Origin of the sequence: Bacillus sp. IBL03825 (genome assembly GCF_024712505.1) — a bacterium.
GTDB classification, from domain to species: domain Bacteria; phylum Bacillota; class Bacilli; order Bacillales; family Bacillaceae_G; genus Bacillus_A; species Bacillus_A wiedmannii.
The window spans coordinates 1751864-1774975 of the sequence record NZ_JAMXKE010000001.1 but is presented as its reverse complement, the minus strand read 5'-3'; the positions used below and the strand labels follow the sequence as shown (position 1 = coordinate 1774975).

The following is a 23112-nucleotide window of genomic DNA, read 5'->3' as shown; positions in this document are numbered from 1 at the left end:
AAGAAGGGATGTAACGCATTGTTACATCCCTTCTTTTCTACTTCGCATATTGAATATGTTTTTGTTGTTCAACAATATGTAATTCTGGAGCATGTTGTTCTACTAAATGTAATAGCTCTTCGATTAACACCTCTAACTCCTGTACACTATACTCCGGTTTCCCTATTAACGTATTCTCCATACGCTCATATAAATTTTCAGGCTTAATACTCATTCGTTCCACATTATTCGGCATCCATTTAAATGCAGGATGATGCACATACATTCGGTTTAGACCAAATAAGACCCCAAATATATTTCTTTGCACTTCACAAATAACATCATAAAGCATAAGCCAATCTTTTCGTTTTAAAAGAGCCTCGCGATTATGCCAGCGATTGCTTAACCAAAGATTTTCTGAAATCATCCGTTTCGCTAGGTCTTCTGGATATGATACCACTTTATCTTTTAATTCCTGTACTTTCTCTTCTCCATACAAACTAACACCATCATGAACGGATGAGACAATACATTGTTTTTCATAACTTATATCATATTGATCCACCACACCTAAAATCACTTTCTCTACTGTTTCAGTTAAAAAGTTACTAATCTCTAATTTAATTCCCTCTTTTGTCAAATATGTTTCCGACCATTCTTCTTCCTCGTAAGGATGATATGACAATATTGTTCCACCAATATGATTAATAGGCCCTTTACGATCCTCGTCCTCTGGTGGTGCTGACCATAAAATATGTAATTCTATATCTGAATGTTCATCTTCTAACTTTCTAGCTACTGAACCCGCTAAAATAACAGCTTCAATCTTCGGATTTCTCCTATAAATCTCCGACATTTCTATTGCTTTCTCTTTTAATACCACTTCATTTCCCCCTAAAATTGCAGTACACTCTTACTCTTACTTTTTCATTTATCTACTTCGATATGACGCATTATATTTCCTTTTCACTGTTCCACTAAATCATATTTCTATCCAATAACGCTGAACAATTTCCCCACTATGAGAAGAAACTACTTCATTTTCTAACACACCGCCAACCTTTTGAATCGTTTTAGCCGAAGCAATATTAGTTTTATCGCAAGTTATTAACACTTTCTGCAACCCTAACTTTCGTGCTTCATATAATGCGAGTTTCAATTGTTTTGTCGCGTAACCTTGGCGACGTTTATTCGGATGAACACTATATCCAATATGACCACTTTCCCGCAATAATTCTTCGTTTAATCGTTGTCTAATATTCACAAAACCTATAAGTTCCCCTTTTTCAACACTTAAAAATTGACTAGATGGTACTCGATTACCTAGTAAGTTTTCTCCCAGTTCCTGTTTACTCACTTTTTCAAACTATTCATGGAGAGAATCAAAATTATGTAAAGAACTACTGCCGTGTGGTTGTTCGTCAGCATATAAAAACGCTTCCCGATACTCCATAATTTGTTCACTATGTTCATTTGTTGGTTTTAATAGTTTCATTGTACTTCCCCTCTCTTAACTACCTACAACAAACCCCTTAATAGCGCTATTTCACCATTAAGGGGTTTCTATCATTTTTATTCAAATAATCCCATACTTAAATACCGTTCTCCCGTATCAGGTGCAATACATAAAACTTTTTTACCAGCGCCTAATCGTTTTGCTATCATAATCGCTGCATAAACAGAAGCTCCAGAAGATGGTCCAACTAATAACCCCTCTTGTCTTGCTAAGTTTCTCATTGTCGTTAAAGCCTCTTCGTCTGCAATTTGAATAATTTCGTTATACACTTCTGTATTTAAATTTTTCGGGATAAACCCTGGACTTGTTCCTACTAGTTTATGAGGACCTGGAACACCGCCTGATAAAACGGGAGATCCTTTCGGTTCTACTACTGCAATATATAAGTTTGGTAGTTTCTCTTTTAACGTTTCCCCAGTACCTGTAATAGTTCCACCAGTTCCTGCCGTTGCTACGAATGCATCAAGCTCGCCATCCATTTGTTCATAAATTTCAAGTGCAGTCGTATAACGATGAATATTCGGGTTTGCTGGATTTTCAAATTGTTGCGGAATAAAACTATTTGGTATTTGCTTTTGCAGTTCTAACGCCTTCGCAATTGCTCCTGGCATTCTTTGTTCTGCCGGTGTTAAAACTACTTCTGCTCCGTATGCTTTCAATAAATTTATACGCTCTTTTGACATATTGTCTGGCATAATTAAAATCGCTTTATACCCTTTCGCAGCTGCATTCATTGCTAAGCCTATTCCTGTATTTCCGCTTGTCGGTTCAATAATTGTATCTCCTGGTTTGATGAGACCATGCTCTTCTGCAACGTGCAGTAAATTATAGGCAGCGCGGTCCTTCACACTGCGTGATGGATTAAACATTTCTAGTTTCACATACACATCTGCTGCGTCTTCTGGAATAAATTTAGATAATCGGACGACAGGTGTATCTCCTATTAATTCTGTAACATTTTCACATAATTTCATAGTGCATCCCCTATTCTATCGTTTTCTTATCATTTGGTAATAACCAAGAAGTAAGTCCAATTAATGGCAGACAACTACATAGTAACATAATGAATTGTAGACTATATATGTCAGCCAATTTCCCAAGTACTACAGATCCTAAAGCTCCTAGTCCAAACGCAAGCCCTACAATTAATCCAGATACCATCCCTACTTTTCCAGGAACAAGCTCTTGCGCATAAACAACAATTACACTAAAACTACTTGAACTAATAAAACCGATACATAAAAATAGCGGTACAACCCACACTAGCGAAACGTGAGGTAATAAAAGGGCGAGTGGTGCCGAACCTAGCATTGAAAATACAATAATTGTTTTCTTTCCAAATCGATCTGCTAACGGTCCACCAAAGAAAGTTCCTAATACACCGGCAATCATAAATGCGAATACGAAATACTGGGCATTTTTTATAGATAAACCGTAATGCTCAATTAAGTAAAATTGATAAAAATTCCCGATACCAGCACCGTACCAAGAACGTACAAAGGTAAGAAAAACAAGAAGTAGAATAACAAATTTAATATGTGTACTTACAATCGCATTTTCCGCCTCAAGCGCAGCCCTCTTTTTTCTTCTCACAGCGCCAGTTGCTAATTCATTCCTATACCAATTTGATACGAAAATTAATAATACAATTCCTACCGCTGCAAATGCTGTAAAACCTAAAGAACCAATTTGGCCGAGCGGAACGAAAATTAACGCTGTAAAAATAGGAGCTAGGGAATTCCCTGTATTTCCTCCCACTTGATAAATCGCTTGCGCTAAACCCCGTTTTGCACCAGCTGCCATATAAGCAACACGAGCACCTTCTGGATGAAAGACTGCGGAACCTAATCCGATAAATAAAACAGAAATAATAACAATAATAAAGTTCGGTGCAAACCCAAGTCCAATCATCCCAAGCATACTCGAAAACATACCGAGTGGTAATAAAAATGGTGACGGCTTCTTATCCGAATACATACCAAAAAACGGCTGCATAATCGATGACGTCATATTTAATGCAAACGCAATCCACCCTACTTGCATATAGGATAAATTCATCGTTTTTTCCAAAATAGGAAACAATGCCGGCACAACTGCTTGCATCGAGTCATTTAAAAAATGACCGAAACTAATTGCAAATAGTATTCGATATATCGTCGGTGTTTCAACAGTGTTTTTTTGCGAAACTGCCTGCATACGTGTATTTCTCCTTCCTGTACAATATATATATTTATTACAGCAAGTGTAATAAAGTAAAACTTTAACCTCAATAAATTCTGACTTTTGAAACATTTATATTCTATACTGGTTTCATTTCTTTTTCCAGAAATATCACTTATAGAAATAATATATTTTTTCTATAAGTTTTATCGGATTTATTTATAGAAATTTTCTATATTTTCTTTTATACTAGGACAGAGATGAAGGAAGGGATGACAACTATGAAGAAAAAATCTAAAGGAATCGTTGCACTCTCAATCACATTATCTATACTTTTAACAGCATGTGGTCAAAAACAAGAGGCAACAACTACCGGAGAAAAGAAAAAAGAATCTTCAAAACAAGTATTAAACATTGTAGAAGCTGGGGAAATTTCTACACTTGATTCATCTATCGCAACTGATGGGTTTTCTTACGCTGCATTAAACAACGTAATGGAAGGATTATATATGCCTGGTCCTGACAATAAACCTGTTCCTGCAGCAGCTGAATCATACAAACTGAGCGAAGATGGAAAAACATATACATTTACATTACACGACTCCAAATGGTCAAATGGTGATCCAGTGACTGCTCATGATTTTGAATATGCATGGAAACGTGCCATAAATCCAGAAACTGCTTCTGAATACGCACATATTATGTTCGATATTAAAAATGCAGAAAAAATAAATAAAAAAGAATTACCAATTGATTCATTTGGTGTAAAAGCGATTGATAATAAAACGCTTGAAGTACAGTTAGAACACCCTGTTCCATACTTTTTAGGGTTAATGGGATTTGCAACATTTTATCCTCAAAACCAAAAAGTTGTAGTAGCACAAGGGAAAAATTACGGACTTGAAGCTGCAAATGTAGTTTATAACGGGCCGTTCCAATTAAGTGAATGGAAACATGATACAAGTTATAAAATGACAAAAAACCCGAACTACTGGGATAATAAAAATGTGAAGTTAAATGAAATTAATGTAAATATCGTAAAAGATACTTCCACAGCCGTTAATTTATTTGAAAGCAAACAAGTAGACCGAATTACGATTAATTCAGAGTTTGTTGATAAATATCAAAAAGATCCGAGCTTAAAGAAAATGGAACGTCCTTCTATGACGTTTTTCCGATTTAGCCAAAAGAATCCTTTATTAGCAAACAAAAATGCTCGAAAAGCTATTTCGCTCGCTTTTGATAAACAAGGAATCGCAACAACGATTTTAAATAATGGTTCTATACCTGCGAATGCATTCGTTCCGAAAGGATTCGTAAAAGGACCTGATAACAAAGATTTTCGCAGTACAAGTAATGTAAAAGTAGAAACAAATGTGAAAGAAGCTAAAACACTATGGGAAACGGCGAAAAAAGAAACAAATTTACAAAACGCTTCTCTTTCAATCATAACAACTGATGAGTCTAACGATAAAAAAATTAGCGAGTTTTTAAAAGGTGAATTGGAGAAAAACTTACCTGGATTAAAAATCACATTACAGCCACTTCCAGTAAAAGCATTTTTAGATCGTGAAGGAAATGGTGATTTTGAAATTTCACTTTCTACATGGGGACCAGATTATCCTGATCCTACAACATTTTTAAATATGTTCGTCACAGATGGACCATTTAATAAAATGAGCTATTCAAACAAACAATACGACGAATTAATTGAGAAAACGAGCTCTACTTTAGCAACTGATTTACCAGCACGTTGGAAAGCGTTCCAAGATGCTGAGAAAATATTACTGGAAGATGATGCAGCTATCGCTCCAATCTTCCAATCAGGACTTGTATATTTAGAACGTCCAACAGTAAAAGATGTTGTTATTCGTCCATTTGCAGGAATTTATTCTTATAAGTGGGCTTCTATTACAGAATAAGAAAAAGGCGATCCTAACATATATTAGGATCGCCTTTTTTATTAAATCGCAAAACGCTTATACTTTTCGTAATCACTCGTCTTACATTCTACTTCTAGTTTCGTACCTTCGTTTTCATAACTTGTAGATAAAACGTGCGCATGATTATTGAAATAAGAAACTACCTGTCCTTGATCATACGGAATTAACATTTCACACTTCGTATACTCTTTATAAATGTGTGAACGAATCATTTCGACAAGCTCTTCTATCCCAACATGTTTCTTCGCTGATAAATAAACCCGGTCTTCTTGTACTTTCGGAATTTCAACGTCTACCATATCTGATTTATTATAAGCATAAATGGTTGGAATATTTTCTACTCCAATTTTCTTTAACGTTTCATTTGTAATATCAATTAATTGTTCGTAATTTGGATTTGCGTAATCTACAACGTGAATAAGTAGGTCTGCTTCAGCTACCTCTTCCAATGTTGAACGGAAAGCTTTTACAAGGTGATGCGGTAATTTGCTTACAAATCCAACTGTATCTGTTAATAAGAATGATTTGTTATCTGGCAAATCAATATTTCGTACAGATGTTTCTAACGTCGCGAATAACATATCTTTTTCAAATACTTGTTTTTCTTCAGTACCATTGTAAATTTCAAGCATTGCATTCATCGTCGTTGACTTTCCGGCGTTCGTATAGCCTACTAATGCTACAACTGGTACTTCATTTTTCTTACGTTGCTTTCGCTGCGTTTGACGCTGGGCAACAAGTGCTTCTAGATCTTTATTTAAAACTGAAATTTGTTCTTCAATTTTACGACGATCTAACTCTAATTTCTTCTCACCGACACCTTTATTTTTCGTACCAACTCCGCCGCTCTGTCTTCCTAACGATTCACGAAGACCGATTAAACGAGGCATCATATACTGAAGGTGCGCTACCTCTACTTGCAACTGTGCTTCTTTCGTTTTCGCACGTTGCGCAAAAATATCTAAAATTAATATGGTACGGTCAATTACTTTACAATCTAAATCCGCTTCTAAATTTCGAATTTGTGAAGGAGATAATTCGTCGTTAAAGATTACCATATTCGCATCTACTTCATTTACATACGCTGCTACTTCTTCAATCTTTCCTTTTCCAATATAATGGGAAGGATTTACTCGTTGTAAATTTTGCGTCACTTGCCCAATTACCTCTACATCACAAGCTTCTGCAAGGTTTGTTAGCTCTTCCATTGAATATGCAAAATCATCTTCATTACCTAAATTCACTCCAACTAAAACTGCTCTTTGTAATAATTCTTCCATATATTTATTCCTCCATTTCGATTACGTAAAATAAAAAACACAGGTTACTGCCTGTGTTTTCGTAAACGGATAAGGGTTCACCAAAGAAATAGAAGAAAGTTATACTTTCATCCTATCTCATAGTCAAAAAGTCCCATGATCATATAACGCATCCACAATAAGTGTTCACCTATACGATCTCATTCTATTTATAAAGGCAAAACAAAAAGAGGGCGTATTCGTCCCTCCCTCTTTTTCACATATAAGCTTAATAAAGGGTTCCTTTAAAATAGGCAGACCAATCCCGTTCACTCTGTACACAGACAGAGCCTTTGAGCGCTATTCAATTATTGGCACAAAGTATTGAGACGTAATCTGATTAAGATCAAAGGAAGCCCCTCCGTTCATTTTAAGTTACATAAAGTGTAGCATAAGTAATTCGCTTTCACAAGATTAAACCACCTATAGAAACAGAAAGAAAATCTTTGTATTTTTACTTTAATCGTCATTTTTTGCGCATTCTTCTTACAATAAAAATCACAAGAGCTACTATCAGTAACAGACCTATAGAAAGAGTAACAACTTGCCACCAACTTAAATCACTCACCATTTCTCCTTTCAAATCCACTTTCTTCGTCGGAACAGACTCTTTTGCAATTTGACTTAAAGCCACTTTGTCCGCCCCTGCCTCATCTAATCTCTTCGTTCTACTGCAACTATGTGTGTATAATTGTTTGTCTGATCCTCTTTGAGAAGAATATACTAAGTACTCTCCTCCCTCTACAAAGTGAAACACACAATCACCACCATTTGTATATACAATAATTTGCGAAGATGTTGTCCCTTTCCAAATTCCCTTCACTTCAAATAATACTTCAATTCCACCCCCTTCTTTCCTTCCAACCTCAATTACCTTCCCCTCAAACACTACATCGTTTTTTTGAAATGCATCTTTTGCTGATACGTTAACACAATCACAAGCATGAGATTTCTCTGGAAAAATAATAAGAATAAAGCTATAAATAATGACAACAGAAACCATGTATAAAATCCTTTTCAAGGAGCTCAACTCCCCCCATTATCAATTTTTGAAACTTCTCGTATATTATTTTTACAACACTCACCAAATTCCTTCATAGTAAGTTAAGCATTATCGTTTCAATACAACAAAAGTCTTTATTGACATTTTTATAACCTGATATTAGTATCCGGTTATAAAAATAAAAGTTAGGAGATGTTCCCATGCATTCTAAATCCCGTATTACTGCAATTGGTACTCATGTTCCAAATCAAATATTATCTAATAATGATTTAGAAAAAATGATCGATACGATTGATGAATGGATTGTACAAAGAACAGGAATAAAGGAAAGAAGGATTACTAGCGAAGGCGAATACTCCTCACACTTAGCCATTAACGCAATTGAAAATTTATGTACAACATTTAAAAAGAACTTAGAAGATATCGACTGTATCATCGTCGCTACAACAACTGCTGACTATGTTTTTCCTAGTGTCGCATGTCAAATACAACAACACTTCAACATCCCCCATACACTAGCTTTTGATTTAAATGCAACTTGCGCCGGTTTCACATATGGACTACACGTAGCTAATAGCTTAATCACTTCTGGATCACATGAAAAAGTACCTGTCGTAGCGACAGAGACATTATCAAAAGTTACCGATTACACCGATAGAACGACCTGTATTTTATTCGGTGATGGTGCTGGAGCTATTTTATTAGAAAGAGATGAAAACAAACCAAGCTTTATCGCTGCTCATATGGGAACAAATGGTGCTGGTGGCATTCATCTATACAGAACAAACTTATCTACTACTATGAATGGTACACCACTACAAACAAATGAAAAAATCGTTCAGAATGGGAGAGAAGTATATAAATGGGCAACACGTACGGTACCAGCAGGTATAAAAGAACTATTACATACCGCCAATATGCAAATAGATGATATAGACTGGTTCATACCACACAGTGTTAACTTACGAATGATTGAATCTATTTGTGAGAAAACAGAAATTCCAATTCAAAATACTTTAACGAGTGTAAAATACATGGGGAATACATCTTCAGCTTCTATTCCACTCGCTCTAGATTTAGCTAGAAAAGAAGGGAAATTAAATAACGGAGACACACTTTTACTATACGGGTTTGGTGGTGGTCTTACTCATTTAGGGCTTATTGTGGAGTGGGATTTAAACTAACATTTTTCTTTTATACAACTAACTACAAAAAAGCAGCATTCAAAGATTGATGACCTCCCTTTGAACGCTGCTTCTACTATCTTAATTTTATTTACCTGTCCGAGTCCATATCACAACAGGAATAAGCATGAAAGCTAAAACTCCTCCAGCTAATGACAATGCCGCATAACTTGAATTTGCCACTACCATTCCTGACATCGCTCCACCTGAAGCTCCAGCTAGCGCAATAAACACATCTATTTTCCCTTGTGTTTTTGCACGTGTGGAAGGTATAGTTGCATCAACAATTTGAGCCGTACCACTGATTAAACCGAGGTTCCATCCTAATCCAAGTAAAGACAAAGCAAGAATTAATAGTATTAAAGAATCACTTGGCGCTATCGCCGCTATGACACCTGCTGCTAGTAAAATCACTCCACCAGCTATACTCATCGTAGTTCTGCCAATTTTATCAATTAACATTCCCGTAACGAGAGACGGAAGATACATTGCACCTACATGAAAACCAATTACAAGACCTACTGCACTTAAAGCATGACCGTGGTGTCCCATATGAACTGGCGTCATCGTCATAATCGCAACCATCACGATTTGCGTAAGTATCATTACGATAGCTCCAACTGTAATACCTCGTTTATTTTCTGTTGCTTCTTCTATTACTGGTTGCCCTTTATATGTATGCTCTTGTTTATATGTTTCTATCATATTAGCAATAAGTAACGGATCTGGACGAAGCATAACAAATAGAATAAGACCAGCTAGTATAAATGCTGCTGCCGATAATATGAACGGACCAGCAAGTTCAGGAATTCCAATTGAATGAGCAAACCTTCCCATTACACCTACTAAATTTGGACCTACGACTGCACCAAAGGTCGTCATTACCATCGTAATACTAATAGCAGTTGCTCTTTGCTTCTTATTCGCTAAATCGGTTCCAGCATAACGTGCTTGTAAATTCGTAGCTGTGCCCGCGCCATATATAAGTAAAGAAACTAGTAAAAGAATAATACTATTTGTTAAAGCTGCCACCACAACTCCAATAGCCCCTATTCCACCTACTATAAAACCTCCTGCAAGCCCTATGCGACGACCATGTTTTTGTGATAACTTCCCAACAAAGAAAGCCGCTACCGCAGATCCCATTGTAAACATAGCAGCTGGTAACCCTGCATATGCATCTGTCCCAAGCATTTGCTGCGCAAGAAGTGCACCTACTGTAATTCCGGCAGCTAACCCTGCTCCACCGAACATTTGTGAAATACTTACGATTAGTAATGTTCTTTTGTATAATTTTTGTTGTTCTTCTTCTGTATATATATGATTACTTATTGAAGCATCTGCTGTATCTATCATTTCCTCACCCTCTCTATAAAACTAATCCCCCTTGTTAATGTACTATAGAACAGCAAAATCCCCAATTTATAACTCTTAAATTTATTCATATTTTATTGCTCCTCCACTTCAAATAATAATCCCCTAAGTTTTAACACTACTCTTCTGTATTATTAAAGTTAAATAATATAATAAAAAAACTACATAACATATGATTTTATATAGATACCGTAGTAAATTTATTGTTTCCAAACAATGATTAAAGTGCGATTTATTATAAATAACACTGCAAGAATAATAGCAAAGGTTATTTGATCAACAGTATATAGAGCAACAGAGCTAACTCCAAACAATATGATTTCTAACATAAACCTATATGGTTCTGTCAATTTTAATGATGCTTTAGGTGCAATGAACCGCCCCCATATTATCGCAAAAAGTAGTGGTGAACCAATACCAAAAACATATTTCCCATATACATCCCCAAAAAATTGAAAGCCCCAATAACATAGTGATGCAAGAGCAAATAATTCTATAAAAAATCTTGTCACCAGATTTATATGTTTTATAGACATATTATAAAGCCCCCCTTGAAAACTTATGTAGAATCCTATAAAAATAATATTATGCATCCTATATTTGAACTTGATACGTACCTATTCATTGTATGTAAAAATACTTATTCATACTATTCAGTTCATCTTTGATTTTGACTGATAATGAATGAGAGTAAATACTTAAATGATAGTGACACATATGCCTATAAGCACAAAGGGAAGAACTTCGCCATTCACGTTTCGTCCATGGAGTTCTTTCCTTTGTTAATAACCAACTTTCAATAATTAGGGTGAAATTCATATTTAGCCTATTTCCCTTACAATCCCCCTACTATCCTTTTTTCCCTTCTTTTACTCAAAGCCTTTCCTTCCCAAAATAACAAACTTACTAAAGCAAAAACTAAGATAATCGGCACACTTGCTTTATATAAATCTGTAAAACTCATTGCCATCTGATTTTGAGCATAGTGATTCACATCATCCGAAAATGCGAGTACTTCTTTCTTTATACTTTCCTCTTGTTTTTCAACTTCTTTTGTCACTTGATTCATAACTTCTTCTCTTTTTACATCTCTATATTCTACTGGAATTTCTCTTAATACTTCATCCACTTTTTGGTGAATTAATGCATCTTTTTTCTCTTTATTTAACCCTACAAATGTTTCATTTTGATGTTTTTCTACATTTGTTTCTATACTTTGGTTCTCTATTTTTCCTTTTGTTATTTCTAATATCTCAGCCTGCTGGGCACTACTCACATGAATATTATGCAATTTTTCTTCTGCATAACGATATACATTCTCTTTATTTACAGCTAAATTGTGCGTTAAGTTAGATACAAATATTGCAACTGCTAATACAATTCCTACTTGCCGCAACATCGAGACAACACTTTGAGAAGCGGTTAATAATTCCCCTTCAAACGAAGAAGCACTTAAAACTGTAATTGGACCTACTACTAAACCATACCCAACACCTAATATCATACATGGAATAATAATTTCAATATTCGTTGAATTAACATCAATCATTTGCAACCAATAATAAGAGAAACCCATAACAAGAAAGCCTGACAAAATAATAGTTACTTTTCCGAGTTTTTTAATTAAAGTTGCTGCAACTGGTGAGACAAAAAATATCATTGCTGAAATAGGTGTCACTAAAAAAGCTGCTTCAATTTCCGTTCGGCCTTGTATTTTCGTCAAGAACGTCGGAAGCAATACAGTAACTCCAATTAAAAATAAATTACTTAATATGACAACGATAGACGCTCCGACAAACATTCGATCTTGAAATAACTTTAAATTCACCATTGGATTATGAATCTTTCGTTCTACTAAAACAAATAGAATAAGAGAAATAGTGCTAATTGCATAACAAGACAAAGCAATATTACTTTGCCATCCCCATGTATTGCCTTTTACTAATATGAGAGTAAAAGAAAAAATTGCTGTGCTACTTAATAGTAGTCCTACCCAATCTATTTTTGAGATAATACGTTCTTCATTTTTTATTTGCAGCATAATACAGCATAAAATGATTCCAAGAATACAAATAGGAACATTTATGAAGAACACCCATCTCCAACCGACATTTTGTGTAATAATTCCACCTATTACTGGTCCCATTGCAGCTGATAGTCCTTGTGTTACCCCTAAAATTGCAAGTGCAACATGTCTCTTTGCTAATGGCATTGCTGAAACGCCGATTACCATACTTGTCGGAAATAAAATTGCTGCACCAATACTTTGTATAAAACGAGAAAAGATGAGAAAATCGCCCGTATTAGCAAAAGCACAAAGCACTGATCCACCACCAAAAATTATCAAACCAAGAATATACATCTTTGCTTTCCCAAAAATATCAGCTATCCGTCCTAGTGGAATGGCTAGTACTGCAATCGTCATCGTATAAACATTTAATATCCAAGACATCTTTTCTAATGAAGTATTTACACTCGTTTGTATGGCCGGTAAAGCTATATTCATAATTGTCGTATCAATCATACAAAGAAATATACCTAAGCACATTAAAAAGACAATCTTAATACCCTTTGATTGCTCCATGTTCATCTACCCCTTTATTTATTATGAACGTGTTTTTCATTCTTCTGTTTTATTGTGTTTTTTTACTTCTAGTTGCTCTAGTTTTCTTTTCAATGTCTCTACTTGAGCACTATATGATGCAATACCTACATCGAGTGAAATTTCCTCAACAAAAGTAATACCTTCTCTCCACTTTTCATATTTCAAACGAAGATCCGCAATGTATACCTCTTTCCTTTCAATTTCGTCCTCAATCCATTTTTTTATCGCCTTGTCATCGCTATAATTACCAAAATACATCCTCATTAAAAAATCTGAACGTAAAACATCTTTCTCTACATCTGTTTGCATGTATTGATAAAACTCTTCACGCCCTTCATCTGTAATAAAGTACATTTTCTTATTCGGTTTCCCTTCTTGCATAATAACCTCTTTCTTTATTTTCCCCTCTTTTTCCAACTGTCGTAACGTTGGATAGATCATTCCAAAACTCCCATCAAAAAAATGAGTAAATACGTCTTCGAACACAATTTTAATATCATAACCAGACAATTCTTTTTCCATCAATAAACCTAAAACAACATCTCTTCCCTTCAAAATAAGACCCCCACATAGTATATAATCAATAATCATATTAACAATGTTAATATGATTATTGATTATATACCCTATTCTGTTAATTGTAAAATGTTTCTAAATAAAAGAACACCCTGTAATTTTATTGTTCAAAATTACAGGGTAGCTCTAATTTATATTTCATATACAAACTTTGTACTATTTTACAACTTCATCTTGATTAGCTTCAAAACCTTCTGTCTTACCCTCTTTCATTTCATAATAATACGAAGGTAATTCTATACCATGCTCTAAGAAATAATCCTCAATTAATGCAATAATGATTTTTAACGTTTTCACACGAGCATACAATTTATCATTACTTTCGATAATTTCCCATTTCGCATTTGGCTTATTTGTTTTTTCAAACATGTCTTCCATTGCTTCAACATACTCGTCCCACTTTTCACGGTTACGCCAATCTTCGTCTGTAATTTTCCATCTTTTCAAAGGATTGTTCTCTCTATCTTTAAACCTCTTTAATTGTTCATCTTTACTAATATGATAGAAAAACTTCCCGATTATATAATGATCATCTGTTAATAGTTTTTCAAAATCATTAATCTCATCATACCCTCTCGTCCACTCTTCCTTTGTAGCAAACCCTTCAACACGCTCCACTAACACACGTCCGTACCATGAGCGATCAAAAATAGTAATTTGCCCGTACTGAGGAAGTTTTCGCCAGAAACGTTGCAAGTAATGGTACCGTTTTTCATGAGGTGCTGGTGCTCCAATTGGATTTACTTGAAACCCGCGCGGATCAAGATGTTCCGTCACTCGCTTAATCGCTCCGCCTTTTCCAGCCGCATCCCAGCCTTCCATAACGAGCATAACCGCAATTTTTTCTTCTTTTACAATTTGCTGCAATGCTAATAAGCGCCTTTGATATTTTTCTAGTCTCTTATTGTACTTAGATTTCGATTCAATTCTTTTCGTTACATCTACTTTAGCAAGATATCCATTTTCCATAAAACAAATCCCCCTTGTTGTATGACAATGTTATTTTAACATATTATTGGAAATTTTTTCACATTAGAAAAAACTGTGTAGAAAAATCTCTACACAGCTTCCTTCTCTAATTGCACATCTACTTCAATATTCTCATTTTTATTTTTCACAGCTTTTATAAAGAATACAGCAGTTAACATAACGGTAATAACCGCACCTACCATATAAGATGTGTTTAACGGAATATTAAAACCAATTTTTGCATTTAAAATGTAAATGAAAGTCATGAGTTGCATGACTTTCGCGGGAATTAAGGAAACAACATACGGTTTCCCTTTTATGAATAAATACATCGTTCCAATCCATCACGCAATTGCTGCAGTCGATTGGTTAGCCCAAGAGAAATATCTCCATCTTATTCACAAAGAGAGACTATATTTTTTTACAATTGAATTATGGTATACGCTCTCAAAAAAAGAAGATAATAACAAATAAATCCGTTACAGAATGGGAGTACTTTAAAGATGAAACGAAAAATATTTTCTCTCTTTGCACTAATCTGTTTCGCACTACCAATACAAGCTAGTGCATACACATTTCACTCACTACCAATTGAATCAAAGTCTAAACAGTGGTATATCGAAATTGACAAATCTCATAACGCAAACAAGCAAGCAGTGCAGCCAAAACAGGGTGTATATGATACATATAGTTTACTCGTAAAAAACATCGGTAATGATGTATCAAATGTATCAGTGGAAATACTTGATAACACTCCTACCTCTAAAGCTACTTTTAATCCTACTACGTTAAATAGCAACGTTTCTAAAAGTCAAACAAGCTCTGACTACATCGTATTCCCTTTAGACTTTAATAGCCATAATTTTAAAGTCGTCATTACTTGGGAAGAAAAAAATTTCTCATACAACGGTCATCCGGTAAATGAGGGGGAACAAATGAAACAAACATTTGTGTTTAATGAAGAATAAGCCCTAATTTGATTAGGGCTTATTCTTCATTTACAAAACCAGATTGAATCGCTTCTGTTACTTCTTTTGTGATTTCTAGTTCTGTTGCTTCCGTACTAATTTTCTTGTCCCAAATATGTACGGAAGGCTTTTCGTTACAAAGATGTTTTACTAATACTAGTTGATTATATGTTAGCTTATTTTCTCTATGGGTGGCGATATAGACTGTGAAATTTTTTGCTTCAAAGACCTTTTCATGCAAAGTGTATTGGCTGGCCAATTCCTTTATTACTATATCTTTCCAGCTTCCTATAATCATATAAGTCGTTCCCCTTCCCTTATATCATCAATCAAATCGTCGAATACTTGGTACACATAACGCTATTCCAATTGTTACAAGTACTAATATAGCTAGTGTTATAATCGTTATCTCACCACCTATGACAATAGCGAACCATCGTTATCGAACTACCTAAAGTCGAAAGTAATTGCCCAATCCATAAAAATTTAAAATGTGGTGACGCTTTAACCGGCAATATTAATTTACCAACATAACTTACATTTTTCTCTGTTCGTATTTCTCCTTGCATACCTCTCTCCTCTTTTCAAATTAAGTTAATATCGATTATAAAACAGAAAATTCAATCTTCAATAATTTTAATTATATATGAAACTGTTAAATTATTGGTAAAAATATAAAAAAGGTGTTTTCATAAATGAAAACACCTTTTTTATTTATAATTTTAAGTTCTTCTTCAATGTCCAATACTTTTCTTGAGCATTTTCAAATGAAAATTCTACCCAACCGTTTGGATCTTCACGATATACATTTACTTTCTTACCATTTTCTAATTTTCCAACTTCATTTTGTGTAACATTTGGTACACTCTTAATTGTATAGCCAAATGGATATGGCACTTGATAGTAAGAGCCTACTAATTGAACAGTAGCTGTTGCATCTTTTGCATAATCTTTATATGGAATGTCTTTTCCTAATGCCTCTACATTTAATGTATTAGGATTTTTCGGTAATCGTTTTACATTTTCATAATCTTTCTTGTTAAACGGTTTAATACGCTCCATAATATTAGCGATTTTGCCAGCCCATTCTTTATCTGTTGCATACTTTTCATTCATATCAGGTAATGTGTAACCGCTGAAATAATTTGCACCTTCTTCTAAGTAGTTCTTCCTTACATAATCAGCATTGTAAGAAATACTTTCCTTATATGAAGGTAAATATTTTGCATATGCAAATGGATCGCGATCATATGCTCTTAAACCAAATAAATTATGTTTACGATATGCAATTTCTGATTTACCGTACGCAGATTCTAAGATTGCATGTGCAGCTAAATATAGTGCGCTCACACCATACTCATTTTGTGCTTGAATAAAATCTTGTCCAGTTCCAATAAGTGGACTGTCAGGATGCCATTTTTTAATGAAATTATCAATCTCTAGTGCCGTTACGTTAGATGGCAAAGTTACGTCTAGATTAATATACGATGGCTGTTCAACAGGAACATCATTTTTAATTTTCATCGCTTTATATAAAAGTTGCGCATAGCTTTCACGTGTTAATACACCCGATGGATCAAATCCTCCAAGCCCATTCCCTACCGATACACCATTGGATTGCAATGCACTAATTGCTTCTTTTGCCCACCAGTGTGTTGCATCTATATCATTAAATGTATGTGTTGCTTTTACTTCTAATTTAAATGCTCTTTGCAAAATAACAGACATTTCAGCACGAGTTAATGATTCTTTCGGTCTAAACGTCCCTTTACCATCACCTATGAAAATCCCCATATCTGTTAATGCCAAAATTTCTTTTGGGAACATCGTCGTTCCTGCGCTAATATCAGAGTATGGATTTTTATAATCGCTTTTTACTTCTGGTTTTAATGCGCGATACATTAATGCTGCTACTTGCTCACGAGTTACAACGTCTCCAAAACCAAATTTACCATTATCGTAACCTGCAATAACCCCTTTTGACGTTAAATCAGTAATCGCTTCAAGTGCCCAATGATTTTTCGGAACGTCTGGAAATTCTTTTGTAGATGCAAACGAAGTTGCTGGAGCCAGCACTACTTGAAGTGCGACTGTCACTGCTAACACATTAGAAATAACTTTTTTCATAATTTTTTAACACGTTATGTATATGCTTGTCCCGTGTTAACTTGCCTCCCTTTATTATATAATTTTCCCTAATAAACTAACAAACTCTTAATTAGTCAACAGTAAAAGTATACGTGATAAAAATAAACTAATCTACCATTATTTTATTTATAATCAGTATAATACGATGTATCTTTTTATTCCGATATAAAATTACGAAAACTTACATAAAAAGCCCACCTCTATATAGACGATGGACTTAGCAATCAACATTCTTATTTAGCTAAACGATATTTTGAAACATCGAAACCTTTCCACTCATAATAATCCAAAATCCCAGCATAAACTGCCTCAGCAGCAATTTGTCTTCCTGATTCATCAGCTAATTTACCATTATCTATATTATTATCAATAAAGGCAAGCTCTGTTAAAACTGCTGGTACTGTATTATTATTTACTACATAAAATGAATGATTGTCTTTTATAGTTCTATCTCTTGTATGTAGTGCTTCTACTACTCGTTTTTGAATTTTCTTCGCTAATACTTCGCTATCCTTTTCAATCTGTGTCTCTTCTCCACGCTTGGATTTTTTATAATAATATGTTTCCGTTCCATGACCATCATGATTTTCAGAAGAATTTGCATGAATGCTTACAAATATATCTCCATTGTTCTCTTGTCCAAATTTCACTCGATTCGCAAGAGATTCATTTTTGTTACTTCCTGGATTTCCATTCTCTTCACGTGTTAACAAAGCTTTTAAAGGTGTATTTTTTTCTAACAACTTCTGTAATCTTAAAGAAGTATCAAATACAATTCCACTTTCCTCTACACCTTGTCCCGGATTCCCTGGATCAAATCCTCCATGACCAGGATCAATAATAACTACCTTTTCTACTAAAGGATTGCCTACTTTAAGTGAGTCAGCCTTTGCAATAAACTGTGCTGCTTCTGCTTTCGTTACAGTTTTCTTAGGCTCCCACTTCTCACCAGTACCAAGAGAGATGCCTAATTCAACTAGGATGTTAGCTTTTTCTTTACCCCAGTTTAATGTTTCTAAATCTTTGAATTTAGTTGCTGGAGTACCGTTTACTTTAGACTCTAATTTGTAAGCTTCTACAAGAAGGGATGCCATTGAAACTCGGTCAATTTTCCCAGTTGGGTCAAAGACGCCTGGGCCTTTCCCTTTAACAACACCAGCTTTTTCTACAGCTGCGATGAATGGAGTGTACCAATCGTTTTGAGAATCACCGAAAGATGGTTTAGCATTTTTATCGATTGGTAAGTTTAAGATTTTAGCCATCATTGTAGCTGCTTCTGCACGAGTGATTTCTTTTCCAGGCTCGAACATTCCTTTATCGTTACCTGTAACTGCACCTTTATCTACTAAATAGTAAATAGAATCTTCTGCCCAATGTTTAGCTACGACATCTGGAAATTTTTTTGTTTGTGCGAAACTACTAGATGAATAAGTTAATATACTAGCTGCAATTAATCCTGCTGCAATTATTCTATTTTTCATAGAATATATTCCCCTCTCAAGTACAATGTATTTATATAACAGACTAATTATAGTTCTGAAAATTAGTAATAGTCAATTGAAATTTGTATAAATTTGTATTATTATTGTATTTTTTGTCATATATAACTATAGTTAAAAACTATAAGATTCTTATTTTATAAGAGGAGAGGTTCCCATGAGCAAGAATTGGAAAGATATAGAACACCGTATGTATACAATGTGTATGATTCAGCGTAATAACAAAGTATTGCTAATACAGCGCCCCGATCATCTAGGATTCCCTGGTTATATCGCTCCTGGCGGTAAAGTAGATTTTCCAGAAAGTATCGTCCAAGCTGCTAAACGAGAAGTAAAAGAAGAAACTGGATTACTTGTTTCAAATTTAACTTTTAAGGGATTAGATGAATACGTAAATCCGAAAGAAAATGTTCGATATATGGTATTTAACTATTGGACAAATTCATTTGAAGGTGAACTCCTTTTGAATCCTCCTGAAGGCGAATTATTATGGGTACCAATCGATACAGCATTAAATCTTCCAATGCAAGATTGGTTTAAAGAAAGATTCCCATTATTTTTTGAAAAAGGTTCGTTTGAAATTCAACGCGTTTGGGACGGAGACTTAGATAAACAAGTTGCTATGACAATTACGCATACGTAAAAAAAGCTTGGTATCTCTCCAAGCTTTTTTTACTTTCCTTCTATTTTCTTAATCTCATAATCAATTTCTAAAAACTTAACTCCAAATATCCACATTCTATGATTAGCTTCTAATATGTGATTCGTGTTCTCCTTTATAATAAAAGTCTCTGCTAACGGTAAACGAATTGTAAAGAAACGAGTATGTAAATAAATTCCTTCATCTCCTTTACCATTTCTTCTCAGCTTACTAGTAATGATTAAATCATTACTCCTATTACATAATTTTAAAACCCCCGTCATATTCGAATATGGTAAAGGCAATGCAATATTCATATATGCCTCGCTCTTATATGTGTGCTTTGAGTAAAGAGCTACAAAAATAGATTCTCCTGCTTCATTTTTTCTTAGCCAAGCCCTTACATTCTCTCTTCCATCCTTCTCATCTATTATCCCGACGATAGAGCCATGCATCGTTTCCCACTTACCGCCCATTCCTAAATGTATTTGTCCTACACGCTTACTCATTTTCTCATAGCAAAATGCAACCGGACGAAACCAACGAGCCCACTTAATATGCGATTGTAACTCATACTCTTTTGTATTTTCATAAAAACGAGTAATACTTAAAGGAATCTTCGTCACGTCAAATGCCTCACTATGAAAATCATTCATTTTATCAACTAAACCTTTGTATTCCTTGCTATCTATTAAATTTCTGTTATGTAAAAATGCTTCACCAACTGTCGCATTTCCTCTTAACCCGCTCATTGGTTTCCCGTAATATTTATAATTCGGGGCACTATTTTCAATCATCCAGCCGACAAATGCTGGTAACGCTACTCCAATTCCATTGACAACACCGTGAATCCAAACCATTTGAGCAATTGTAATCATCAGTACATGTTTCAAATTCCCATACGAATATATAAGTGAAAACATAATTGTTACCATGAGTGTACTAGACGATATGATCAGGAGAATCTTTGCACTGATAGCATTAAATTTCGTGCGCCAAACATAAATCCCATAACCATAAATAGCACATAAATATAGGAACACTGCAAAAAATTCAAATACTCTTGAGTACGTAATCCCTATTGCAACTGTCATAGGTGAAATGACGATGACAAACATAATAGCATCATATACTTTACTTCTTTTTTCTCTTTTTCTCCCAATTAAACCAGCTGATAACGGCAATAGAAATGCCGAATAATGAAAGTGTGCAGCGGTAAGCAAAACAATGTCAGAACTAAAGTGCATAATGGAAAGCTTTGCTACTGAAGCAAAAAACCAAAAACCACCTAGAAACAAATAAATAAACGCACTATCAATAGCTGTCTCTTCTAACTGTTTCCATCCTCTTTCTAGCACTCTACTTACACCAAATAACGCAATAATTCCTGTATATACAAACCAAAGTATCGCAAAGAAATAGTGATTTGTTACGAAAGCTAACGTTGCACTAATTGCTGCGATTGGATATAACAGCGATACAAATTTATAAAAAGATACATACGATCCATTTCTTGTTTTCTTATCAATGATGCAAAATGACATCGGTATAAATAACAAAATAGATAATAATATAATTGCTTCCACTGGGTTTATATTTGACCACTCACATATTAGAAAAATAATATAACAAGCAAGCCCAACTATTATATTTTTCATAACATTTATTTCCTCTCCACAAATGTTCCCTTATATGAAAATAATGAACCAATTAACGGATTGCGTACTTGTACATGAATTCGAAAACATTGTAGTGTTTCATCATAACTTTCCACAATTTTGGCCTCTCCGTATAAAAATCTAGGTAACAGGCATTTTCTTCCAAACATGTAGAACCATTGTTTCTTTGAAGAAATATGTATTGCCCCCACCTCATCAATATGAAAATCCAACGTAGAAACAAGTATGTGCGGTTCACCAAAATAATCTACAATTTCATTATTCTCTTCATCCAACTGCATAACGGCGTTAAAATATCTTTTTTTATTATGAAAATAAAAAGTACGATTCCACCGCACAAGTTCATTTCCATGTTCATCTCGCTCAGCGGTATTATGTATTGTAAATGGCACTTCCTTCCCCCGCTCAGAGAAAAACATTCTAAACTTCGATGCAATTTTTAATATCAATTTCACGAAAAAAGAACCTCCGTAAATTTCATCCATATTTCCTTCTCCAGTAAAGCTATTTTCTTCTGTAATTTCATAGCGTTTCTGTAATTTTGGATGAAGCTTTTTATAAGAATCCCCTAATAGTCTTTCATACATATTAGCCATACATTATCCCTTTCTCTTCCTCTTGCAATTTTTTGCGCTTGGCAAATTCGTGCTATTTATATAACCGACAATTGATAACCCCATTAGTAGAACGTTTAATGTAATTGGATTAAACGGCTCTGTAAAGCTTACGATATTCGTAAAACCCGCCGCTATCGTTAAGGCTATTAACATAAAAATATGTACGATAAATACTTTTCGTTTTTGAAATGGCAACAACCATATGACACCAAAAATAAGTTCTAGTAATCCAATTATTTTAAGTACAAAAATACTATGTTCAGTTGAACCAATCATCACAGATAGCATTTTTACTTCTTCTGAATGAGTAAACAATAGTTTCGGCACTATTCCTTGATACATCCATACAAAAGCAAATAAAAAACATACGAGCCAATATGTCATCGTTCTTCTAATTAGTAATCTCGGATGAAGTCCCTTTTCTATCCATAATTTTAACGCATCAAAACTCCAAGCAGTCGCCCAGCCTAATAACGGACGAAACATATAGAAATCTATTACATTTCCTATACGACCAAACCTCGTATCGTAATCATATTGCGTCTCAAAATGAATGTATTCTTCACGCGGTGTATACTTCCAATAACCACGCCCTATTTGAATAAGTGATAATTTATTATCTGTCCAAAATTTTAAAGAAGAAATTCTTTCACCCGTTTCTTTTCTTATTTCACCTATCGATTCCCCTTCACCAGCTATTTCAAGTCCAAATCCAATTTTAGTTTTATATAAAAACTTCTGCGGTTCTCCTTCTTTTTTCTCTAAATACGAAATTTCAGTAAAGCGAGCATCCCATTCTGTATGTATATCTGGTTCCTGTGTATATCCCCATATTTTTTCCATTGTTGTGTTCATTTCTGCCGAAACATAAATAGGCTTTTTCCCCTTCATTCTTCCACCTCCTATGCACTATAAATTTAATGTACATGCTATGAATTTATTTTGCTACAGTTT

General features: G+C 34.5%; 20 protein-coding genes and 3 pseudogenes. 4 read left to right on the top strand and 19 right to left on the bottom strand.

What is annotated here, in order from left to right; genetic code table 11:
* Nucleotides 1-37 precede the first annotated feature (37 nt).
* The 4 genes and pseudogenes from NHG49_RS09395 to NHG49_RS09380 form a co-directional block, all read right to left on the bottom strand.
* Complete coding sequence (locus NHG49_RS09395; protein WP_064476446.1) at nucleotides 38-862, bottom strand: DUF4037 domain-containing protein; 825 nt, start codon at nucleotides 860-862, stop codon at nucleotides 38-40.
* 99 nt (nucleotides 863-961) lie between these two features.
* Nucleotides 962-1474: pseudogene (locus tag NHG49_RS09390) on the bottom strand (GNAT family N-acetyltransferase).
* A gap of 77 nt (nucleotides 1475-1551) precedes the next feature.
* Nucleotides 1552-2469: a cysteine synthase A gene (cysK, locus tag NHG49_RS09385; protein ID WP_064476447.1), complete on the bottom strand. Its 918-nt coding sequence runs from the start codon at nucleotides 2467-2469 to the stop codon at nucleotides 1552-1554.
* Between the two features lie 10 nt (nucleotides 2470-2479).
* On the bottom strand, nucleotides 2480-3691 hold the full coding sequence (locus NHG49_RS09380; protein WP_064476448.1) for an MFS transporter: 1212 nt from the start codon (nucleotides 3689-3691) through the stop codon (nucleotides 2480-2482).
* A 245-nt stretch (nucleotides 3692-3936) separates the two neighbouring features.
* Here NHG49_RS09380 and NHG49_RS09375 point away from each other — a divergent pair, with 245 nt between their 5' ends.
* Nucleotides 3937-5577 (top strand): peptide ABC transporter substrate-binding protein, encoded by a 1641-nt coding sequence (locus NHG49_RS09375; protein ID WP_064476449.1) that lies wholly within the window; start codon nucleotides 3937-3939, stop codon nucleotides 5575-5577.
* Nucleotides 5578-5618: 41 nt separating this feature from the next.
* Here the strand turns inward: NHG49_RS09375 and hflX are convergent, their stop codons facing one another.
* A complete protein-coding gene (gene hflX, locus NHG49_RS09370) occupies nucleotides 5619-6878 on the bottom strand; it encodes a GTPase HflX (protein ID WP_061673188.1) in 1260 nt (419 codons plus the stop codon).
* 484 nt (nucleotides 6879-7362) lie between these two features.
* Nucleotides 7363-7917: a hypothetical protein gene (locus NHG49_RS09365; protein WP_064476450.1), complete on the bottom strand. Its 555-nt coding sequence runs from the start codon at nucleotides 7915-7917 to the stop codon at nucleotides 7363-7365.
* Between the two features lie 182 nt (nucleotides 7918-8099).
* Between NHG49_RS09365 and NHG49_RS09360 the strand changes: the two genes are divergently transcribed.
* Complete coding sequence (locus tag NHG49_RS09360; protein ID WP_064476451.1) at nucleotides 8100-9083, top strand: ketoacyl-ACP synthase III; 984 nt, start codon at nucleotides 8100-8102, stop codon at nucleotides 9081-9083.
* An 87-nt stretch (nucleotides 9084-9170) separates the two neighbouring features.
* Here the strand turns inward: NHG49_RS09360 and NHG49_RS09355 are convergent, their stop codons facing one another.
* The 6 genes and pseudogenes from NHG49_RS09355 to NHG49_RS09330 form a co-directional block, all read right to left on the bottom strand.
* On the bottom strand, nucleotides 9171-10439 hold the full coding sequence (locus tag NHG49_RS09355; protein WP_258125853.1) for an MFS transporter: 1269 nt from the start codon (nucleotides 10437-10439) through the stop codon (nucleotides 9171-9173).
* Between the two features lie 218 nt (nucleotides 10440-10657).
* On the bottom strand, nucleotides 10658-10993 hold the full coding sequence (locus tag NHG49_RS09350) for a YrdB family protein (protein ID WP_064476453.1): 336 nt from the start codon (nucleotides 10991-10993) through the stop codon (nucleotides 10658-10660).
* 299 nt (nucleotides 10994-11292) lie between these two features.
* Entirely contained in the window at nucleotides 11293-13041 is a 1749-nt protein-coding gene (locus NHG49_RS09345) for an MFS transporter (protein ID WP_154131355.1), read from the bottom strand.
* Between the two features lie 36 nt (nucleotides 13042-13077).
* Nucleotides 13078-13617, bottom strand: a complete 540-nt coding sequence (locus NHG49_RS09340; protein WP_075310117.1) for a PadR family transcriptional regulator — start codon at nucleotides 13615-13617, stop codon at nucleotides 13078-13080.
* 177 nt (nucleotides 13618-13794) lie between these two features.
* Entirely contained in the window at nucleotides 13795-14607 is an 813-nt protein-coding gene (locus NHG49_RS09335) for a polyphosphate kinase 2 family protein (protein ID WP_064476456.1), read from the bottom strand.
* An 89-nt stretch (nucleotides 14608-14696) separates the two neighbouring features.
* Nucleotides 14697-14999 (bottom strand): annotated as a pseudogene (locus NHG49_RS09330) (carbon starvation CstA family protein); the annotation flags it as partial.
* Between the two features lie 111 nt (nucleotides 15000-15110).
* Here NHG49_RS09330 and NHG49_RS09325 point away from each other — a divergent pair.
* Entirely contained in the window at nucleotides 15111-15575 is a 465-nt protein-coding gene (locus tag NHG49_RS09325; RefSeq protein ID WP_064476458.1) for a hypothetical protein, read from the top strand.
* Between the two features lie 19 nt (nucleotides 15576-15594).
* Here NHG49_RS09325 and NHG49_RS09320 read toward each other — a convergent pair whose 3' ends face one another.
* The 4 genes and pseudogenes from NHG49_RS09320 to NHG49_RS09305 all read right to left on the bottom strand — a co-directional run bounded on the left by NHG49_RS09320 (nucleotide 15595) and on the right by NHG49_RS09305 (nucleotide 19204).
* Nucleotides 15595-15873: a hypothetical protein gene (locus tag NHG49_RS09320; protein WP_064476459.1), complete on the bottom strand. Its 279-nt coding sequence runs from the start codon at nucleotides 15871-15873 to the stop codon at nucleotides 15595-15597.
* A 133-nt stretch (nucleotides 15874-16006) separates the two neighbouring features.
* Nucleotides 16007-16144: pseudogene (locus tag NHG49_RS09315) on the bottom strand (MFS transporter); the annotation flags it as partial.
* A gap of 145 nt (nucleotides 16145-16289) precedes the next feature.
* A complete protein-coding gene (locus tag NHG49_RS09310; protein WP_064476460.1) occupies nucleotides 16290-17702 on the bottom strand; it encodes an S-layer homology domain-containing protein in 1413 nt (470 codons plus the stop codon).
* Nucleotides 17703-17956: 254 nt separating this feature from the next.
* Nucleotides 17957-19204: an N-acetylmuramoyl-L-alanine amidase gene (locus tag NHG49_RS09305; RefSeq protein WP_064476461.1), complete on the bottom strand. Its 1248-nt coding sequence runs from the start codon at nucleotides 19202-19204 to the stop codon at nucleotides 17957-17959.
* A 175-nt stretch (nucleotides 19205-19379) separates the two neighbouring features.
* Here NHG49_RS09305 and NHG49_RS09300 point away from each other — a divergent pair, with 175 nt between their 5' ends.
* On the top strand, nucleotides 19380-19865 hold the full coding sequence (locus NHG49_RS09300) for an 8-oxo-dGTP diphosphatase (RefSeq protein WP_064476462.1): 486 nt from the start codon (nucleotides 19380-19382) through the stop codon (nucleotides 19863-19865).
* Nucleotides 19866-19894: 29 nt separating this feature from the next.
* On the opposite strand, the gene NHG49_RS09295 is transcribed toward NHG49_RS09300, so the two are convergent.
* The 3 genes from NHG49_RS09295 to NHG49_RS09285 are packed head-to-tail and all read right to left on the bottom strand — an operon-like array spanning nucleotide 19895 to nucleotide 23049.
* Entirely contained in the window at nucleotides 19895-21520 is a 1626-nt protein-coding gene (locus tag NHG49_RS09295; RefSeq protein WP_064476463.1) for a YndJ family protein, read from the bottom strand.
* A gap of 5 nt (nucleotides 21521-21525) precedes the next feature.
* Nucleotides 21526-22137 carry a DUF4166 domain-containing protein gene (locus tag NHG49_RS09290; RefSeq protein WP_064476464.1) on the bottom strand — a complete coding sequence of 204 codons (612 nt, stop codon included), beginning with the start codon at nucleotides 22135-22137 and terminating at the stop codon, nucleotides 21526-21528.
* A gap of 3 nt (nucleotides 22138-22140) precedes the next feature.
* Complete coding sequence (locus tag NHG49_RS09285) at nucleotides 22141-23049, bottom strand: DoxX-like family protein (RefSeq protein ID WP_064476465.1); 909 nt, start codon at nucleotides 23047-23049, stop codon at nucleotides 22141-22143.
* Nucleotides 23050-23112: the final 63 nt, after the last annotated feature.

Excerpts from the sequence above, each read along its gene's own strand:
- NHG49_RS09360 (WP_064476451.1), top strand. The coding sequence starts at position 8,100 with ATGCATTCTAAATCCCGTATTACTGCAATTGGTACTCATGTTCCAAAT.
- NHG49_RS09325 (WP_064476458.1), top strand. The coding sequence starts at position 15,111 with ATGAAACGAAAAATATTTTCTCTCTTTGCACTAATCTGTTTCGCACTA.
- NHG49_RS09380 (WP_064476448.1), bottom strand. The coding sequence starts at position 3,691 with ATGCAGGCAGTTTCGCAAAAAAACACTGTTGAAACACCGACGATATAT.
- NHG49_RS09320 (WP_064476459.1), bottom strand. The coding sequence starts at position 15,873 with ATGATTATAGGAAGCTGGAAAGATATAGTAATAAAGGAATTGGCCAGC.
- NHG49_RS09310 (WP_064476460.1), bottom strand. The coding sequence starts at position 17,702 with ATGAAAAAAGTTATTTCTAATGTGTTAGCAGTGACAGTCGCACTTCAA.
- NHG49_RS09285 (WP_064476465.1), bottom strand. The coding sequence starts at position 23,049 with ATGAAGGGGAAAAAGCCTATTTATGTTTCGGCAGAAATGAACACAACA.
- NHG49_RS09295 (WP_064476463.1), bottom strand. The coding sequence starts at position 21,520 with ATGAAAAATATAATAGTTGGGCTTGCTTGTTATATTATTTTTCTAATA.
- NHG49_RS09355 (WP_258125853.1), bottom strand. The coding sequence starts at position 10,439 with ATGATAGATACAGCAGATGCTTCAATAAGTAATCATATATATACAGAA.
- NHG49_RS09335 (WP_064476456.1), bottom strand. The coding sequence starts at position 14,607 with ATGGAAAATGGATATCTTGCTAAAGTAGATGTAACGAAAAGAATTGAA.
- NHG49_RS09375 (WP_064476449.1), top strand. The coding sequence starts at position 3,937 with ATGAAGAAAAAATCTAAAGGAATCGTTGCACTCTCAATCACATTATCT.
- hflX (WP_061673188.1), bottom strand. The coding sequence starts at position 6,878 with ATGGAAGAATTATTACAAAGAGCAGTTTTAGTTGGAGTGAATTTAGGT.
- NHG49_RS09300 (WP_064476462.1), top strand. The coding sequence starts at position 19,380 with ATGAGCAAGAATTGGAAAGATATAGAACACCGTATGTATACAATGTGT.
- cysK (WP_064476447.1), bottom strand. The coding sequence starts at position 2,469 with ATGAAATTATGTGAAAATGTTACAGAATTAATAGGAGATACACCTGTC.
- NHG49_RS09350 (WP_064476453.1), bottom strand. The coding sequence starts at position 10,993 with ATGTCTATAAAACATATAAATCTGGTGACAAGATTTTTTATAGAATTA.
- NHG49_RS09305 (WP_064476461.1), bottom strand. The coding sequence starts at position 19,204 with ATGAAAAATAGAATAATTGCAGCAGGATTAATTGCAGCTAGTATATTA.
- NHG49_RS09345 (WP_154131355.1), bottom strand. The coding sequence starts at position 13,041 with ATGGAGCAATCAAAGGGTATTAAGATTGTCTTTTTAATGTGCTTAGGT.
- NHG49_RS09290 (WP_064476464.1), bottom strand. The coding sequence starts at position 22,137 with ATGGCTAATATGTATGAAAGACTATTAGGGGATTCTTATAAAAAGCTT.